This window comes from Oculatella sp. LEGE 06141 (assembly GCF_015207605.1).
Classification (GTDB): domain Bacteria; phylum Cyanobacteriota; class Cyanobacteriia; order Elainellales; family Elainellaceae; genus Oculatella.
This window is the reverse complement of the sequence record NZ_JADEWO010000088.1, coordinates 1-19,073: the sequence shown is the minus strand read 5'-3', so window position 1 is coordinate 19,073 and position 19,073 is coordinate 1. Positions and strand designations below refer to the sequence as shown.

Here is a 19,073-nt window from a genome sequence, read left to right as displayed (position 1 = left end):
GCGATCGCTGATGCGGGTGTGGGTAGTACAGGTAATCTGTCCAACTCTGGCTACATTTCCATTACCCCAGTGTCTACATCAACGGCTACTGCAACTGCCAATGGAATTGTTGCTGGTTTAGCTGGGGTAGGAGCGACGGATGCAACGGCAAACATTACTGGCAGCACTAAAGCCTTTATGGACGGTAAAGTTACAGATGCCAGCAACCTTACCCTCACTGCCGACGGCAAAAATACGGCTAATGCTAATTCCAATGCCTCAGCGTTAGCTCTTGGTGGAGTCTCAGGGGCAACAGCCAGGGCAAATCTGAATCCTACAGTCACGGCGCAAATTGGTGGCAGTGGCCAGGTTCAAGCGAGGGGTAATGTTTCTGTGGTTGCTAATGCAGTCAATGCTGCTTCCTCTAATGCGGATGGAAAAGCACTGACCCTGGGAGCAGGCGTTGGCACGACCAAGGGAAGTACTTTCGTGAACAGTAATACCACTGCTCAAATGAATGGCTCCGTATTGAATGCTAATAACGTGACTGTATTTGCCAATTCAACGGATCACGGTAGGGCAACGACTGAATCTGCCGCAGGCGGTCTTTTAGCAGCAGGTACTGGTACTGAAGCAACAAGCAGCGTGACACCCAAAACCCATGCTCAGATTGGTGATAATGCCAGGGTAAATGCCACGACCGATATTATTGTGCGATCGCAAGCTAACGTAGACTCTGATGCCAAAGCTGAAGGCTATGGCGGAGCCGCAGGCGTTAAGGTCGGGTTCTCGTCAGCCAATGCGTCTATGAACCCCACCATCAGTGCTGCCATCGGCAACAACACCAATATTGCCGCAGGAGGCAACCTTACCGTTGAGGCTCTACAGGGACTGAATACAGGGGGTGCGCTTCCGGGTAGCAATATTGGAGATGGTTCTTTTAACGCTCAAAACGCAAACAGCACAACTGAAACTATCACCACAACTCAAAACCACGGTTTGTCCTCTGAAGATACGGTGACATATTTCAATGGTGGCAATACCAGCATCAACGGGCTGGAACACGATCGCAAATATAAGGTAATCAAACTCAGTGACACAGAGGTACAGCTTGGTAATACATTTACGAGCAACTCGGTGGATTCTGACACGGATATCATTACCTTCGCTACCGACCACCAGTTTAAGGATGGCGATCGTCTGAAATATGAAGGCACCGGAATTAATGGTTTGGTTGACGGACAAAGCTACTATGTCCGCCGCATCAGTGACAATCAAATCAAGCTGGTTACCACCCTAGCAGCAGCCACCACTTCAGCAGCAGCCTTTACCGCTGCTGCCTTTACGGAAAGTCCAACTGGAGAATACAAGATTCAGTTGAACAATCATGGCTTCACCAGCGGGCAGGCCGTTACCTATCGCACGCCATCAGTCTCTAACTTCCTGGCGAGCAATGTTGTTGATCAGTATCCTCCAGTTCCGGCTTCAGAGGAACAGCCAACTGCAAGGCAAATTCGAGCGTACGAACATAGAATTGACCTGGGAACTGGAACCCATGGGTTTGTAACAGGCCAGAAGGTTAGGTTTACCGCTCAATCTGGTGACATTGGTGGCTTAACCAACAACCAGGATTATTACGTTATTAGAGTTAACGATAATGTCCTAAGGTTGGCAAGTTCGAGAGCAGGCGCAGAACGATGGACTACCCTGGAAAGTGAAATTGCCGTCATCGCATCTGAGATTGAAACACTAGAAGCAAAATCATCGCTGACCCAAGTAGAACGAGATAGACTCAACACCTTAAACGCCAATCTGGCACCATTGCTGACTGAGCGATCAGCTATTTTAATCGAGTTGGATAATGGTATTCCTGTAGATTCGTTTAATCAAGGTTCTCAGGGCAGCTTTAGCCTCCAAGCAGAGACGCTACCAGGGTTACAGGATGGACAGACTTACTATGCGATCGCTGTTGATGCCAACCACTTCCAACTGGCGGCAACGAAAGCAGATGCTCTGGCAGGAACTGAAGTTGCAATCGATATTATTGACGCCACTGGTAAATACAGCGTTGCAGGTCGGTATACTATCGGTACTGAAGGATTAGACCTGACTGCTCCCAGTGGCAGCACGAGCAGTACTCATAAGTTGATCTTTGATATCAATACGGCTGGAACTACAGGAACTCACAAACTGGCAGGAGCAGGAGGCGCACTGTCGTTCCGATCTGCTCCATCGGGCGACGGAGTTGTAACCGCATCCGCCAGTGCTGCTTCTGGAGCCTTGCTAGGAACGTCAGAAACCAATAAGGCGACATCCCGTTCAGAAGCAACCGTGACGACCAACATCGGTAGTGGAGCACTAATTACGGCTGAGAGAAATATTACGGTTTATTCTGGGTCAGCCAGTAATGCTGCCGCTGTAGTGAAGAGTGCAACAGGCTCTCTGTTTGTTTCGGGCAATGGTTCAGATGTTAACTCAATTCTAGGTAACAATGTTCGAACTCAAATCGGCAACGATACGACAATGAGCGCTAGAGGGTCTATGACCCTCTCGTCCCGCTCTTTCCAAGATGTCAGCCTATCTGCCAAAGTTCAAGCCTACTCAACTTTCACAAACGTAACGGCAAACTCTAACGCTACCATCAACCATGATGTTTTAACCCAGGTTGGGCAGCGTTCTAGAATTTCTGCGAAAGACGATTTGATGATTACTTCAGGTGCGTCAATTGATGCGGATGTTATCGCAGATGCTTCGGGAGTAGGTGGTCTCAATGCCAACATGAAATCGAACGCCAACCTCTACATAACCAGTGCTAATACCCGTACGACCATTGATCGAGATGCCACGATCGCAGGTGGTAAGCTGACCGTCAGTGCTCATGTTCATGAACTTGATGCCTACACCCATGCAGACACCAGTGGGGGAGGAGCGACTGGAGATCCCGATGCTACTGCCAGAATGCAGATTACGGGATTGGACACCAAAGTAACGTTGGAAACTGGAGCCACTCTGATTGGTAATGAGACCATTACTTTACTGGCTCGACAAGCTGATTTGCGGACAAAGGCAGAGTCAGATACGACGTTCTACGGCATCTACGGAACGCCTGATGCACGATCAGAGACCAATATTAGTACCAGTGCCGAAGTGTACACGGCATTTGGCTCAAAAATCAATACCCGCAACTTGTATGTTGAAGCGGATGCAGTGACCAAGGGAGATTCTGCAAGTTCTCTGGAAAGTGATGCAGCTAAACATGGCACCAGTGCTGCAACAATCGCCTTAGATATTGTTAACACGGCGATCAAGATCTTTAACGCAATTCCATTTGTTCCAGATATTCCGCTGATCCCAGAACCCGGTTCCGAAAAGGAAATCCATAACGTTACCTTGCGTCGTTCGATTAACTTCAACTCGGATATGACTTTCTTTAGTGCGCCAAATCCAGAGCTGGAAATTAACGCAGATGGAAGTATCCGTCGCCAAGTCAATGTAGGTGTTCAGCAAACGGCAACTGACATCATTGTGAATGACATTGCTCCAGCAGGCGCAGGAAGTGCCACGTTTGTGATTCATCAACGCAGCTATGCAAACTCCGCAGGTCAGATTACGGGCAGTCCTCCCGCAAGTACTGTGCAAGAAGCCTACGACTACGTTGAGTTGGTCAACCGCTCGAACAAGAATCTGATCATCAATAACATCAATGTTATTGGAGTAGGGATGCCTTCGGTGACCGTTAGTGTGGAGAATAAGGGTGGGTTTACCTGGAGCAACCCGGCAAACAGTGGCTCAGTTCTCAACCCGTCTACCATTGATATTCAGAACTATGGATCATCGAATGTAATTCTTCAGGGACGAATTTACAATCCTCATCACGTTACTAAGATCTTCAATGCGGGCGGCGATATCCTGTCTCGTGGCAATGGGTTGATTGAAACTCGTGATCTGCAACTAACGGCTGGACAAGGAAAAATTGGTACAGAAACCGCTCGCATTAAAGCCAATCTGATCCAAGGGTTCCGGGGAGTTTCCAACAGCTATACCGTTGCCACATCGGCGGTTAACAGCTTTGCGGATACTATTCACTTGAGAAACCACGGGTTTACGGATGGGCAGAAGATTAGCTACTCGTCTAGTGGTGCTCCTATTCAGGGGCTGCGGAGTGGTGAAACCTATTATGTGATCGTGATTGGTATTGATGACATTAAACTGGCTATAACAGAAGCCGATGCCCTGGCTCGAACTCCTGTTGCAATTGATCTGAATACCGCTGGTGCAACTGGCACTCATCAGCTTCAGGAAGGTATCTTCCTCGACAGCTTTGCCAAGGGGGCTGTTCATCTCGATCTCCAGGCAATACGGCAAAATGCCAGTTCAATCACTGTGAACGTCGATGAGATGACTGGCCAAACGGGTAATGTTGACCTGAGCATTCGTCAAAGTGTCGATAGCAACAATCAGCAACAGCAAGCAACTTACAAGTTTGGAGGCTTAACGGTTGCTGGAAATGTAAAGGGACAAGTCATTACAGGTGGTGATTTCATTGTCAATGCTGGAACAAGTGATACCCGCTTAGTCGGCTACATGGATATCCTCAATAACAGCAAAGTGTTAGGACATGAAGCTACGATCGCTTATACCCAAGGTGGGCAGCTTGACATTCAAACTGGTAGCGATGTGATTTTCACAGAACTAACGGGAGGATTAGATCTACGTCGCGTTACCACCGTCAAGGGTGATATTAACCTGACGCTGATTGAAACGGCAGATGCAGAAGCCGAGTTCTTCCTAATGCACAGTGGCGCGACAATCAGGACTGACCAGGGGTCTGTTACTCTGCTGGTTGGGGATGATTTCACCATGACCGAAGGAACCTCCATTTCTGCGGGTCAGGATGTAACGATTCGTACCGACTACAACGTCAGCAATCCAGGTATTGATCTAGATACCAGCAGTAAAACGATTCGGTTGCCAATTATTGGTGACACGGTCTTTGACGGTGTAATTGTTGATTTGCGTGGTGAAATCAGAGCGAAGTCTGCACTGGTGACGACTAATAATCAGCGCGACATGATTAATATCACCAACGTGGCAGCAGATAAGATGACCGTTCTGACCTATGACGGTGATGAATTAATTCACGTTGGCAGCAACGCGATTCCTTCGCTCAACACAGGCGGAACGCTGAACCGAGTCAACGGTTTGCTAACGATCGATGCTGGTAATGGTGCAGATCAGCTTATCCTCGACGACTCGGCTGACCTCCAGAACAATGTCGGCATCCTGACCCGCGATCGCCTGATAGGGTTAGGGATGGGTAATACTGATCAAACGGCTGTTGAGGCATCTCTGGGCATTGCTTACCTGGGCTTTGAGAGTTTACAACTAACCCTTGGTGCAGGCAGCGATACGCTAACCGTTAAGAGCACAATTACCGGAAAAACTAACCTCTCGACAGCGGATGGTGATGACACCGTAAACGTAGAAACTATCTCTGGCGAAACGATAGTTAGAACAGGCGCAGACAATGATACGGTCAACGTTGGTGATCCAAACCGTTTGGTTGATAACATTGCAGCTCTGCTAACTGTCAAAGGTGGTAGCGGCAGCGACACACTCAATGTTTATGATTCTGGTGACACCAATGACAACTTTGGCATTCTCACTGATACTCAAATCACCGGATTGGATATGGGTGGCTATATCGACTATGGCACCTTTGAAACTCTGAATATCCGCTTGGGTTCAGGTCACGATCGGTTTGAGATTGAAAGCACCCACCGGGGTATAACTGATCTCAATGCTGGGGATGGTAACGATGTAGTTGATATTCATGCTATCAGTGGCGCAACAACGGTTAGAACAGCCGCAGGTAATGACGTTGTCAATGTAGGAAACTTCAACAACACCGTCAATGATATTAATGCATTCTTGACCATCAAAGGCGGTATTGGGTTCGATATTCTGAATGTGGACGACTCTGGTGACACAGCAAACAATGTCGGCATTCTGACCGACACTCAAATTAACGGCCTCGGTATGAGAGGCAAAATTGACTACGGTACGTTTGAAGTTCTCGATATCAACCTGGGTTCGGGCAGTGATGTCTTCACGATCGAGAGTACTCATGAAACTGTAACAAACCTGACAACAGCAGACGGTGATGATACGGTCAATATTGAGGCAGTGTATGGAATCACTACCGTTAAGGCGGGAACAGGGAATGACACTATCAACATCAGCAACCCTGCTCGGTTGATAGATAACATTGCTAGTCAACTGTATATCAAGGGCGGTACAGGTTTTGATACACTTAATGTCGATGATTCCGGCGACACAACTGATAACACAGGCATTCTAACGGACACTCAACTTACCGGGTTGGGAATGACTGGACAGATTGACTATGGTTCTTTTGAAGCACTTAGTATCTATACCGGTTCAGGACAGGATGTGTTCACTGTTAAAGGTACTCATAAAGGTACGACTCAAGTTGATACGATGGCTGGCAATGATACCGTCAACGTTGAATCGATTTCAGGTGCAACGACCATTTCAACTGGCGAAGGAAACGATACTGTCAACATCAGCAACTCTGAACGGTTGGTAGATAATATCAGCAAACAGTTAACCGTTAAAGGTGGAACTGGCTTTGATGTCCTCAATATTGATGATTCTGGCGATTCTAACGACAATACGGGCATCTTGACCGAGAGCCAGCTCAGTGGTTTAGGAATGGCAGGCCAGATTAACTACGGAACGTTTGAACTCTTAGATATCCAAACGGGTAGCGGCAACGATCGCTTCACCATTGAATCAACCCACCGTGGCAGTACTCAGCTTAATACGGCAGAGGGTAACGATACGGTCAATATTGAATCCATTACAGGAGTCACTACAATTTCCACAGGAGCCGATAATGATATCGTCAATGCTGGTAGTCTCAATCAAGTGCTTAGCGGCATTGAGGCTCAGCTCACTCTCAAAGGCGGAACGGGAACAGACTATTTGAGAGTTGATAATTCCGGTAACCTGTTGGATACCGTTGGTAGCCTCAGCGAAACTCAACTCACTGGATTGAGCATGGCTGGACAAATCAACTACGGCGCGTTTGAGAGCTTAGCCATTCAGCTCGGATCTGGTCATGATGTCTTTACCATCAAGGACACTCACAAAGGCGAAACCAAAATTGAAACGGCTGATGGCGACGATACAGTCAATATTGAAGCCATTTCAGGGACTACGACGGTTTCTACCGAGTCGGGCAATGACGTAATTAAGATCAGCAGCGTGACTCAGCAGGTAAAAGCGATCGCAGGATTGCTGACCTTGAAAGGTGGATTAGGGCAGAACATGCTCACGGTTGACAACTCTGGAGACTCCACAGATCAATCTGGATATCTGACGGATACCCAAATCACTGGGTTGGGAATGACCGGAAAGATTGACTACGGCAACCTTGCAACGTTAGAAGTCCAGCTAGGGGCAGGGCAGGATGTCTTCACCGTCAAGAATACGCATAAGGGAACCACAAACCTCAACACTGGTGCTGGCAACGACACTGTCAATGTTGAGGCCATTGCTGGAGCAACGACGATCGCTGCTGGCGAAGGCGATGATGCAGTTAACGTTGGAAACAGCGATCGCCTTATCAACGGCATCGAAGCTCTACTGTCTATTAAAGGTGGAACGGGTAATGACCACCTCACAGTTGATAACTCTGGCGATCTTGCCGATACCACAGGCATTCTATCCGAGTCCTGGCTGATTGGCTCAGGGCTGACTGGACAGATTGACTACGGTAGTTTTGAAGCGTTAACCCTGCTTACTGGTGCTGGCAGTGATGTATTTACGATTCAAAGCACGTACAAAGGTCAAACCACCGTCAACACAGGAGAAGGTAACGATACGGTTAACGTCGAGGCCATTGCCGGAGCAACATCGATTGACTTGAATGCGGGTGATGATACGGTTAATGTAGGAAGCTTGCAGCAGCACTTGAACGGCATTGCTGCCCAGCTAACCGTCAAAGGCAGCAGCGGTGAGGATACTCTCAATATTGTAGATACAGGCAGTACCACTGACAGCAGTGGAATTCTCACCGACACCCAGATCAATGGATTGGGAATGAAGGGTCAAATAAACTACAGCGCCTTTGAATCGCTAGACATGCAGCTTGGCAGCGGTAGTGATGCCTTAATTATTGAGAACACTCATCAAGGGCAGATTTCTCTCAATACTGCGGCTGGCAACGATACGATCAGCGTCTACGCCATCTCTGGCGAAACAACGATCAAGACAGGGGCAGGCAACGACCTGATTAAGGTGGGCAACCAAAATCATCAGATCAAGGAGATCAATGCTCCACTGCTTGTTAAAGGTGGCTTGGGCAACGATAGCCTTGTACTTAACAATGCAGGAGATGCTTCAACCAACTCAGGTATACTAACCGATACTCAACTCACTGGGTTGGGTATGGCGGGTCATATTGATTATGGCTCTTTTGAATCCTTGGAGGTTCAGCTTGGAGATGGAAACAATACACTGACGGTTGAAAGCACACACAAGGGTCAAACCATCGTGGAGACAAATAAAGGCGACGACTCTGTTGTGGTTGAAACGGGGGCAACGCCAATCTATATTCAGGCTGACAATCAATTGGTTGGTACTAACTGGTTTGTTAATCTGTTCAATCTGTTGGTTAAGAAGTTCTGATGCTGACAGTCTGTTCGACTGGGGCGATCGCCTTCCGAGACCCCCAGTAGCGCTCGGTTACGACACCGTTTTGGGGCGCTCGATGATTGCAACTGTTTCAGGTGGCGGTAAAGATGAGGCGTAGGATCAGTCGCTGGAAAGTGTTCCCTGCCAGGTGAAAGTCAGGTTCCTGTGCTTATGGCTACGCTTTCCTGGAGGGTGAGCGGTTAAGCTGTATGGCGTTTGAATAGACAAGACAAATGGGAGGCTGGAGCGAGGCCAAGTGTCGATGACTGGGAATTCTGCTGGATGCTGTGATTCTAAATATTACTGTTGGATGAGTTCTGGTGAGTCATGCTGGTTTGGCTCAAACCAACGCCTGTGGGCATGACTCTGAACTCGGCAGTTGTTGCTTGAAGCAGTGGCTTGATCCATGTGGCGCAGTTGGCATCAAACCACTTCGCACTGTGTTCTGGACAACAGGTGTTTTCTAGTTATCCCCTTCAATTATGGCGATCGACAGTCCGTGTGGCTGCATAATCGTACAGATGGTTGCACAACTCATGAAATCAAACCTCAAAGGATTTTGTGCCAGTTTAATTGATCCAAAATTTGCGCCAACGGGATTAAAAGTAGCGCTGGTCGTTGGCTCTATTCTGTTTGTGATCAATCATGGCAATGCCTTACTTAAGGGCCAAATAGGGCGCGATCGCTTGATTTCTGCTCTGCTGACCTATTGTGTTCCCTACATGGTCAATATTCACGGTCAATATATCAGCCAGGTTCGACAAAAAAGTTAAAGCTTTCTGCTGAGTACATCGCCAGGAATGGTGGGTTTCTGGCGGTTCGGTGATGAGGATCAGGAGCATTTTGTTCGTGCAGAATGGAGAATGACTGCTCATTTCTGGAGAGTAATCTCAATTTGCTCCCAAAACTACGCGTTTTGGGGTGTTCGTTGCGAAATGTTCCTACCCATTCTGGGGCTTAAAACGATTTGGAGCCTTTATTTTTGGTGCGATCGCGTCGCCCAGTAAACATATAGTTTCAGAGAATTACAGATTGCTCTACCTGTAAGGCAAACTGCAAGCACTTTAGCATAGATACGTAGTGGTGATACACCCTTTTTTTAAAGCTAGTGATTACACATAGCGCCAAGTTGAACTTAATGCACCATGCGGTTGGTGCGAAACGTAACGTTGACCCCTTCGTTGGACTGCTCCAGTACCAGCAATGGCGTCGGCTTGGCTTTTTGATCCCAATGCATGGAAGCAATTCGCCCCTGGAGAGTTGGTTGCCAGTGATCGTCTGCTGTTGGACTCATGAAGGTTTCCATGCACTCGATAATCTGGCTGATTGTAACCGAAGTGGGTTGGGCTGGTAATTTCATCAGCTTAATTTGAACACGAAATAGAACTCGCTTGCTGCCGCGATTGGTACCAGACGGGTCATATTCTATGTCAAAAATTTCATCGATTTGCCGTCCGGTGCTGGCGATGCCAACTAATCCCTGTTCGGCCTGGTTGGGGCGTAGCGCGATCGAAATTTTTTCCTTAACCCTGATCTTAATTTGATTCAGAATGGCAAAGTGGAACTGCTCTTCTTCCATTCGCATCCTGAGGTAATCCAGGTTAAATTCGCGCGAGTGAATGAGATCCGGGTTTTTCTCCATCTTGCTGATGGTGTTCAGCGCTAGCTTGAGCTTCTTCTGAAGTTCCCGATTCTTGTACTCTTCAAACCGCTTTTCTTTGTTGAGCTGCTTAATTTTGATTTGGGTAAATGCACCCAAGCCAATTAGTAATAATACTAGTACTCCTGACGAAATCATCCCAAACTGGAGGGGACGTACTGCCGTAGCGGTTGTTGGAGTTTGAGCCAACCTGGGTTCTATTAAAATAATGGGGGTTGACATAGGGATTGCATATTTAGACAAAGGTGAAATCTACTTTCAGAATTCCCGTTGCTGCCAGAGTTTAATCACCTGGATGTAACGAAAACAAAGATGCAGTTTCTCTAGATTGAACGTCATAGACCTGGGTTAGGCGAACATGCTTGCAGCACTAACAGCACAGGCTAACTTTTTAGTAAAAAGCGTCGTGTTTTGAGAGAAGTGCAAACACAAATGTAATGATGTAGAAATAACAGCTAGAAATGAGCCAACACAACCTGAATGCAGCGGTTACGCCCTGGGGTAGTTTGTAGGCTCGGTATTGAATTGCTACAGTGACTAGAATTTAAGCAGGAATGGTGCAGCCATAATGCCAAGAATTGCTGATGACGATCAAGTTTCTAAACCTCGACTACCGCTCCAAGTTTTGAATGTTGGCGCGGTGGTTTTAGCCGTCGTCATCCTGGTTGGTTACTTGCTGTATTTAATTCTTTTAGCCTTTTCGCAGAGTGGAGAAACTGGCGTTCGCAGCCTTGCCGCTACAGCGTTGCCGCTCATTACGGTGACTTACATTACTTTCTTCACGCGTCTGTTTCGTCTTCCAGACCGAGTTCCCGTTTTCAACTTCTATTTTGTGTTCACGGTTTGGATGATTATTTTATTAATTTTGGTTGAATATTACTTCAGCCCAACTATTCCACTGGGCGAGTTTGCCATTTCATTTACGCTGGGGTTGTTGGTTTCAATTGGGCGAGGAACGTCCTTTAGAGCCTTCATTTCCTGCGCCTATGGTATTATTTCGGGCTTCTTACTCTACATTTTCTTTTTTGGCGTTCCGCTAAACTAATGACGGTTGAGATAACAGTTGAGAAAGGTAGCTCAACAGCCGTATTCTGCTTGTAGAGTCGCTCTATTCTTCATATACCATTTCTCTAAACCATGTGTCTTCGACAAATTCTTCGTAGTCAAAGTCAATCTTGGCCTCTTCTCGATACTTGGGATTTAAGTCGATCGCTTCTTGGAGGTTTTCAAGCGCAAGGTCAATTTGTCCCTGTAAGGCATAGCAGAGAGCTTTGTTGTAGTATGCGCTAGGGTATTTGGGATTGAGGCTGATGGCTTTGTTAAAGCTGGCGATCGCGTCCTGATCGCGGGCGAGTTTTGTCAGGGCGTTGCCCCGATTGTTCCAGGCTTTGAACGAGTCGGGCTGGAACTTGATCACAGTATCAAACGAAGCCACCGCATCTTCATATCGGTTCAGTTCTTCTAGCGCTAACCCCCGATTCAACCAGGCAACAGCATCATCAGGCTGAATTTGCGTTGCTCGATCAAACGCCTCCAGCGCTTCTTCATGCCGTTGCAAACTGCCCAATGCAGCACCGCGATTCACCCAGGCTTCGTGGTAGTCGGCATTGAGTTCAATGGCTTTATCAAAGGAGGCGATCGCCTCATCCTGCTGCTTTAACCGCACCAATGAGATGCCGCGATTGAGCCACGCTTTAGCATCGACAGGCTGAAGTTCAACGGTTTTGTCAAAGGCGGCAATGGCCGGTTCATATTGACGCAGTTCCCTCAGAGCAATGCCTTTTTGATACCAGGCGACTGCATTACCTGGGTCAGTGGTTAGGACTTGATCAAAGGTCTTGATAGCAGCCTCGTACTGTTTTAGCTCAACCAAAATCAGGGCTTTGTGATATGCCGCTTCTGCATGGTTAGGCTGTAGAGACAACGCCTTGTTGAGGTTGACGATCGCCCCTTCATACCGTTTCAATTCCTCCAAGGCGCGACCCCGTTGATACCACAGCGACGCATTGTCGGGTTGCGTGGCTAATGCCTGGTCGTATTGGGCGATCGCATCTTCGTAACGGCCTTGCTCAAACAGCAGATTGCCTTGTTTGACGTAATCATCAATGCTGAGGAACAGATCAGGATGGTTGGTGTTGAGCAAGTCGAGCTGCTCGGACAGTGTCTGCAACCGTGCCTGCACATCTGACATAAACGACTCGGCAATCTGCTGGGGCGAAATCTCGGCAAGCTGTTGCAAGATTTGCTCTTTGCGCGCCTGTGCGTCGGTTTGCAGCGCTTGCAACCGTTCCTCCAGGGAACCTCCCACCGATTGTAAATCGTTTAGCGTCTGGTTTTGCTGATGTTCGGCAGCAGACTGCAATTCGGTGAGCTTGGCGGCAAACCGCGCTTCTAACTTGTCGGCGTTTTCGCGAATTCGATCTTTTTGGTCGCGCACTTCTGCCTTGAGCGCCGCTAACTGTTCGGCAAGTTCGGACTGGGACGCTTCGACGGTTTCGAACAGTTGATTGCGGCGGGTCTCAAAGCTGGATTGTAGGTCGGCTAACTGGTTGGTAAAGTCTGTGTCTTGTCCTTGCAGACCTGTTCGCAGTTCGGCTAGGTGGTTGGCAAAATCAGTTTCTCGTCCTGCGGCGATCGCTCTTAACTCTGCCAACTGTTGATCGAAGTCACCGATGCGCCCTTCGGCTCGCGATCGCAGTTCGGCAAAGTGGCCTTCGAGTTCTGTCACTTTGCCTTCAGCGGCCGAGCGTAATCCGGCAAACTGGTTGGTCAGGTCTGTTTCTTTGCCCTGCGCGGTCGATCGTAACGCCGCTAGCTGATTGGTTAAGTCTGCTTCCTTTCCTTCAGCGGTTCGGCGTAGAGCCGCTAGCTGAGACGCATAATCTGATTCTCGACCTGCTGCTGTCTTCTGCAACTCGGCTAACTGCTGGGCAAATTCTGCTCCTAGCCGTTCCATGTCTTGACGCAGTTGATCTTGACGCGATCGGGTGTTGGCTTGCAGTTCAGTCCGTTGGGTTGCAAATTCGGTATCTAGCCGTTCAATGTTCTGCCGCAGTGCGTCTTTATGCGCCTGGGTATCGGCTTGCATATCGGCAATGCGCCCGGACAACTCCGATTGCAGGTGTCCCAACCGTTCCACCATGTGCTGCTTTTCGCTATCTGTTCCCGATTGCAGTTCAGCTAGACGAGCGGCAAAATCGGCTTCTAGTTTGCTGAGGTTATCTAACAATTGTTCGCGCCGCGTATAGGCACCCGATTGCAGTTCACCTAGCTGATTGCTGAATTCGGCTACTAGCTTCTGCAAGTTTTCAAAGGCGCGATCTTTTTGCTCGCGCACTTGCGCTTGTGCTTCTACCCGGATTTGCTCAAGCTGCGGTGTTAGCTCGGTTTCTAACCGTTTGAGGGTTTCCAGGAACAAGTCGCGTTCCCCCTGCGCCCCGGCGCGGAAATCTGACACTTGCGACACAAATTCGGCTTCGGACAAACTGATCGTCTCGGAAACTGCTCTTTTCTGAGTTTCAACGCCGTTTTGCAGTTGGCTCAACCGAGTCACAAATTCCGCTTCAGACTGCTCCAGCTTTTCTAGAATGGCGTGTTTACGGGTTTGAGTATGACTTTCAACTTCAACAATCTGGGTTTCAAACTGAGTCTCCAAATTTGAGAGTTTCTGCTGCGCTTCGCCTAACTGCGCCTCCAGGTTGGCGACGATGCGTGCCTTTAGCTCAGACATATCAGCCACGAGCTTAGAGACAGTGCTGCGCTTGTCGCCGATTTCTTTCTGAAACGTTTCGGCTTCGCCTTCTAACTCGCCGACAAACTGATCAAAATCTCGCAGGATGCCCTCAACTTCTTTTTGGGCTTTGACCACCTGACCTTCCAGGTCGCCCACCTCTTGCATGTGAGCTTTGACAATGGCGGTGATTTCCCGAACCACAGAGCGGCGTAACAGCCACAACCCCACGATCGCCGTTGCCAATAACAGCGCCAGCACCACCAGCATGATGTTAAACAGCAGCGTGGTTCGGTTAAGCTGCCGCAGTTGGTCTAGCTCTTGCCGCTCTTGCGTCGATAGCGCTGTTGCTATTACCAGGTCTGATGCTTGCACACGGGGCGGTTCAACCCCAACCAGGCCAGCCGACAACAGGACAAGCGAGAGGGCAACGCTACTGCGTGACTTCCAAGTGAAGATCATGGGGTGCTTGCGTATCATCAGAACTCCCTTTGCCTGTCGATTAGAGTGGGCGATCGCTTATCTTTTCAAGATTAATCAAAATCAGGACGGATTGGCTTAACCATAGGAAAATAGGGCGGAATGGCGGTTGGCGCAACGGGTTACTTAAGATAGTGTAGAGCCTTGCTGTTTAGATGACGGACTTTAGACGAATAGACTTTAGACTGACCTGAATGAGATCGAGTGTCTCAAGCCATTCAATTGCAGTTGGCAACGGTCGGTAACGGTCTACGGTCTCTGGTCTAGAGTGCCTTCACCTAATTTAGAACGCTTACCATCCGTTGATTTAGCTTAAGAGGTCAGTCCATGAGCGGTAACGAGATGAAGTCACTCGCCCGTGAAGTCAAAGCTCAAATTCTGATTTTGGCCGGGTTTGTCACACTGATGTGGGTTTTGGAAGCGATCGATCAAATTTTTGGCGGTGCGCTGGATATCTACGGCATTTTGCCTCGCAACCCTGTGGGACTGCGAGGAATTTTATTCGCCCCGTTTCTACACGGCAACTTTGCCCATTTGATGGCGAACACCATTCCCTTCGTTATTTTAGGCTGGCTGGTGATGTGGTGGCGAACGGTTGATTTTTTTGTGGTTTCGGCGATCGCCATGCTGGTTGGTGGGTTTGGCACCTGGCTGATTGCACCTGCAAATACGGTTCATATTGGGGCAAGCGGCGTTATCTTTGGCTACCTGGGATATTTGCTGTTTCGGGGCTATTTTGAGCGCCGCACCATTTCAATTTTGATGTCGTTGGCGGTTGGCGTTTTCTATGGCAGTTTAATCTGGGGTGTTTTACCCGGACAAATCGGGATTTCGTGGCAAGGACATCTGTTTGGCTTTGTTGGAGGCGCGATCGCCGCCCGGCTATTAGCCCAACCCAGAGCGGTACGCATTTAATGCGGCAGAGTAGCTTCTCTAGCTTCTCTGGGGGGTGGAATGGTCTGTCGATGATTGATACCGTCACGATTAAGGCAACCCATCTCAAATCTCCTCAATAGAGGCCAATCTATACAGGGCTTGCATTGGGCAATCGGGAAGTTGGCGCGATCGCAAACTGCGGACGGGTTGGTTAAGGTTGCAGCAACTTCTGATCCCATGAGGCTATAGGATCGGATATTGAGTATTGGCTGGAAACGCGTTTTCTAGCAGCTTTATCAATGCCGTTCGATTCACGCCGTTTTTGTGAGAGGTCTCTGAATTCATGACTGCTGTTTCACACATTCCGACCTTCTGTGAGGGGATTCAGTATTTTGGCGAGGCTCCGCCCAAGTTTGATACCCACGGCCATACCCCTGCGATCGCCGACGGCAGCAAGGCAATCGCCGATCCGGCTGATCTCACGGCAGCTTATCAGACTCTCTTAGCGGCAGATGCGTTGCGTTACCTGACGCTGCAAGTAACGGCGAGTAAAGCGTCTGGGCACCCTGGCGGGTTTGCCAGCCAAACCGAAGCCTATGCTGCACTGGTGATGCTGGGCTACAAAAACATTCTCACCGAAGTGGGGCATCATGCTCCGGGCTTTTACAGCGCCATGTTTCTCGATCGCTCTCTGGAGGACATGGGCATTCATACCGTGCAACAGTTGCGCGATCGCTTCCGCGAAAAACATGGGCTATTGGGACACCTCTCCGGCTATATTCCCGGCATTTTAGCTCCGGCGGGGCCGCTGGGGCAGGGACAGCACTTTGCTATGGCGGCGGCATGGCTGCATCGAGACACTCTCTTTCCGTTCACCATTGGCGATGGCGGTTTGGGTGAACCCTACATCATGAGTGCAATGGCGCATTTCCATGTCGCCTATCCGCAAGTCACCAATTTTCTACCAGTTCTGGTGTGGAATGGCTACTCCCAGGAACACCACAGCATGGTGTCTACCCAGTCAAACGAGCGCATGATGGCTTACTGGCATGGCAACGGGTTTGAAGAAGTGGTGCTGGTGGATGCTAAAGATTTTGATGATCAAGACCAGCCGGGTGCCTACGTAGATAGCACTGTGTTTTCGTTTGAGCAGCGGCTCGCTTTTACTAAAGCCGTTTTGGTTGCGGTGGATGAAGCGGCTCGATCGGCTCTTAGCGGCAAACTCACGGTGTTTATTATCAAGCAGCTTAAAGGGGCTGGCGTTCACGAGCGCGGCTCCAAGTCGCATAACCTGTACGCCCACCACACGCTGGATAATGCAGACGTGGTTGGTGCGCTGAAAACGCGATCGCTGCCAGCCGCAGCATGGGAACTGGTTCGTACCAATTTTGCCCGATCGAACGGTGGCCCTGCGGCGAAGACAGGCGTAACTGAGTCGGAGTTGCCATTAGCAGATCTGGGAGCGTTGCCGCTGGATGAGTACCCTGTAGGGGGCGACAAAAAAGTGTCTACCACCGCAATGGGGCAACTGGTTGCTGCTGTCGGACAAGCCGATCCAGCCTATTTGGTCTCTAATGCAGACGGGAACGAAGCCTCTGGAATTGGCAACATCAACCAGGCTCTTAAAGTGGTTCACCCCACGACCGATCCGCTCTACAACCAAAGCCCCAGTGGGCAAGTGTATGAACCGCTGAGTGAAGATGCCTGTGCCGGGTTGGCGGCAGGGTTAGCGCTGATGGGAGGGCGATCGCTCTGGTGTTCTTATGAATCGTTTGCGGTAAATGGGTTACCAATCTGGCAAACGGTAACGCAGGCAATGGCCGAACTGCGCCGTCCTACCCCGTCTACCGTGACGCTGTTTACGGCTGGAGCGTTGGAACAGGGACGCAACGGCTGGACGCATCAACGCCCTGAAATTGAAGCCTATTTTGCCGGAATGATGCGGAACGGCAACGTATTTCCGCTGTTTCCTCCCGATGCTAACAGCATTCAAGTTTGCTACGAGTGGGCGCTGACGACGAAAAACAAAGGAGTCGTGATTACGGCCAGTAAGTCTCCGTTGCCCGTTCGCACCACCTTTGAGCAAACCCGTCAAGCGTTGCAGGATGGGGCGATCGTTCTGCATGAATCCAGCGGCAGTAAAACCATTGTGTTTGCCGTCATTGGTGATATGACGCTGATTCCCGTGTTGGATGCGGCACAACAGCTAGAGGCGCAGGGATACGGTGTGCGAGTTGTGTCTGTGGTTAGCCCTCGCCGCCTGTACCGTCCTGGCGATACCGCGTGGGACACCTGCTCTGAAGCGGATGGTGGCTTTCTGGATGATGCGGGCTTTGCCGCGTTGTTCAGTGGTAATGCGCTGATTGGCGTGACGGGTGGAGCCAGTGGCATGTTGGAGCCAATCATGCTGCGAAGCTCTGCTGCGCGCGACACCGTTGCCTGGAAGCGAGGTGAAACCACCGCCAGCGCAGATGAACTGATGGCGTTTAACCGCATTACGGCGGAAGTGTTGACCAGGCGAGCGTCAGAACTTGCCCAATAACCCCCTGCACCTGATTCTGTAATCGATACAGCTTCATAAGCAATCAAGCCTGCCTGCTTAACTCTTGGCAATGATTCAGAGAAAACAGGCAGGCTTTGATCGATTGGCCCATCAAATTCATTAACCTACTCAACTAGAGCGGTTTCAGGCTGATTGACTAAACGTCCGTCCTCCATATAAATAATGCGATCGGCAATATCAAGAATGCGGTTGTCGTGAGTCACCAGCAAAATGGTACAACCCTGTTCTTTAGCGAGTTTTTGCATTAACTCGACCACATCGCGTCCAGATTTTTTATCAAGGGCAGCCGTCGGTTCATCAGCCAGAACGAGCTTAGGCTGGCTGATTAAGGCACGGGCGATCGCCACACGTTGTTTTTGCCCACCCGATAAGTTTTCTGGATAGTAGTCTGTGCGATTTCCCAAGCCAACAGTTTCTAAAATGGCATCGACCTCTGCATCCATCGTTTGAGGCAGACGCTCATTGTGCAGTTCAAGGGACATCCTCACATTCTGCCGAGTTGTCAAAAATGACATGAGGTTATGCGCTTGAAAAATATAGCCAATCTGTTTTCGCAATTGGGTCAATTGCTGTTTGCTGGCTCCACAAATTTCCTGTCCCAAAACATTGAGGCTACCCTCCTGGGCAGAACGCAATCCACCCATTAGTGTGAGCAATGTTGTTTTACCCGACCCCGAGGGGCCAGTCATGATCACAATATCTCCAGCACGAATATCAAGGTTGATGTCGAACAGAGCTGGTTTACGCAACGTTCCCTGACCAAAGTAATGGTTGAGATGGTGAGCCGAGATAATGAATTCGGGAATGGGGAGGTGAGTACCGTTTATCATGGTTCATGTTTTCATAGCATTAGAAAATATCCGCCGGATCGGCAGAGTATAGTTTCCGCACTGCGATCCCCGCCGAAACACTACACATCACAATGGTAAGAATCAAAGTAACTGTTCAAGGGGTTGAAAAAGGGAATTGAGAAAATCGAGAGGTGCTGCTAGGCTAACAAGATGGAAGAGAACCCTGTCCCCTCCATCAATGATGTTAGCCAATCGGACTGGGACAAGACCCCA

Annotated in this window: 8 protein-coding genes; 5 read left to right on the top strand and 3 right to left on the bottom strand. The window is 49.3% G+C overall.

The features are described from left to right. Positions 1-18 precede the first annotated feature (18 nt). Complete coding sequence (locus tag IQ268_RS29845; protein ID WP_228035845.1) at positions 19-8,694, top strand: calcium-binding protein; 8,676 nt, start codon at positions 19-21, stop codon at positions 8,692-8,694. Positions 8,695-9,236: 542 nt separating this feature from the next. After that, positions 9,237-9,473 carry a nitrate/nitrite transporter NrtS gene (gene nrtS / locus IQ268_RS29840; protein WP_193886746.1) on the top strand — a complete coding sequence of 79 codons (237 nt, stop codon included), beginning with the start codon at positions 9,237-9,239 and terminating at the stop codon, positions 9,471-9,473. A gap of 362 nt (positions 9,474-9,835) precedes the next feature. Here the strand turns inward: nrtS and IQ268_RS29835 are convergent, their stop codons facing one another. Continuing rightward, complete coding sequence (locus IQ268_RS29835) at positions 9,836-10,582, bottom strand: hypothetical protein (protein WP_193886723.1); 747 nt, start codon at positions 10,580-10,582, stop codon at positions 9,836-9,838. Positions 10,583-10,928: 346 nt separating this feature from the next. Here IQ268_RS29835 and IQ268_RS29830 point away from each other — a divergent pair, with 346 nt between their 5' ends. Further along, on the top strand, positions 10,929-11,405 hold the full coding sequence (locus tag IQ268_RS29830; RefSeq protein WP_193886721.1) for a hypothetical protein: 477 nt from the start codon (positions 10,929-10,931) through the stop codon (positions 11,403-11,405). A gap of 63 nt (positions 11,406-11,468) precedes the next feature. Here the strand turns inward: IQ268_RS29830 and IQ268_RS29825 are convergent, their stop codons facing one another. Then, positions 11,469-14,570 (bottom strand): tetratricopeptide repeat protein, encoded by a 3,102-nt coding sequence (locus IQ268_RS29825; protein WP_193886719.1) that lies wholly within the window; start codon positions 14,568-14,570, stop codon positions 11,469-11,471. Positions 14,571-14,897: 327 nt separating this feature from the next. Here IQ268_RS29825 and IQ268_RS29820 point away from each other — a divergent pair, with 327 nt between their 5' ends. Next, on the top strand, positions 14,898-15,485 hold the full coding sequence (locus tag IQ268_RS29820; RefSeq protein WP_193886717.1) for a rhomboid family intramembrane serine protease: 588 nt from the start codon (positions 14,898-14,900) through the stop codon (positions 15,483-15,485). Positions 15,486-15,789: 304 nt separating this feature from the next. Next, the gene (locus tag IQ268_RS29815) at positions 15,790-17,988 is read left to right on the top strand and encodes a phosphoketolase (protein ID WP_193886715.1); all 2,199 of its coding nucleotides are present in this window, start codon (positions 15,790-15,792) and stop codon (positions 17,986-17,988) included. A 125-nt stretch (positions 17,989-18,113) separates the two neighbouring features. Here IQ268_RS29815 and IQ268_RS29810 read toward each other — a convergent pair whose 3' ends face one another. Then, a complete protein-coding gene (locus tag IQ268_RS29810) occupies positions 18,114-18,839 on the bottom strand; it encodes a DevA family ABC transporter ATP-binding protein (RefSeq protein WP_193886713.1) in 726 nt (241 codons plus the stop codon). Positions 18,840-19,073: the final 234 nt, after the last annotated feature.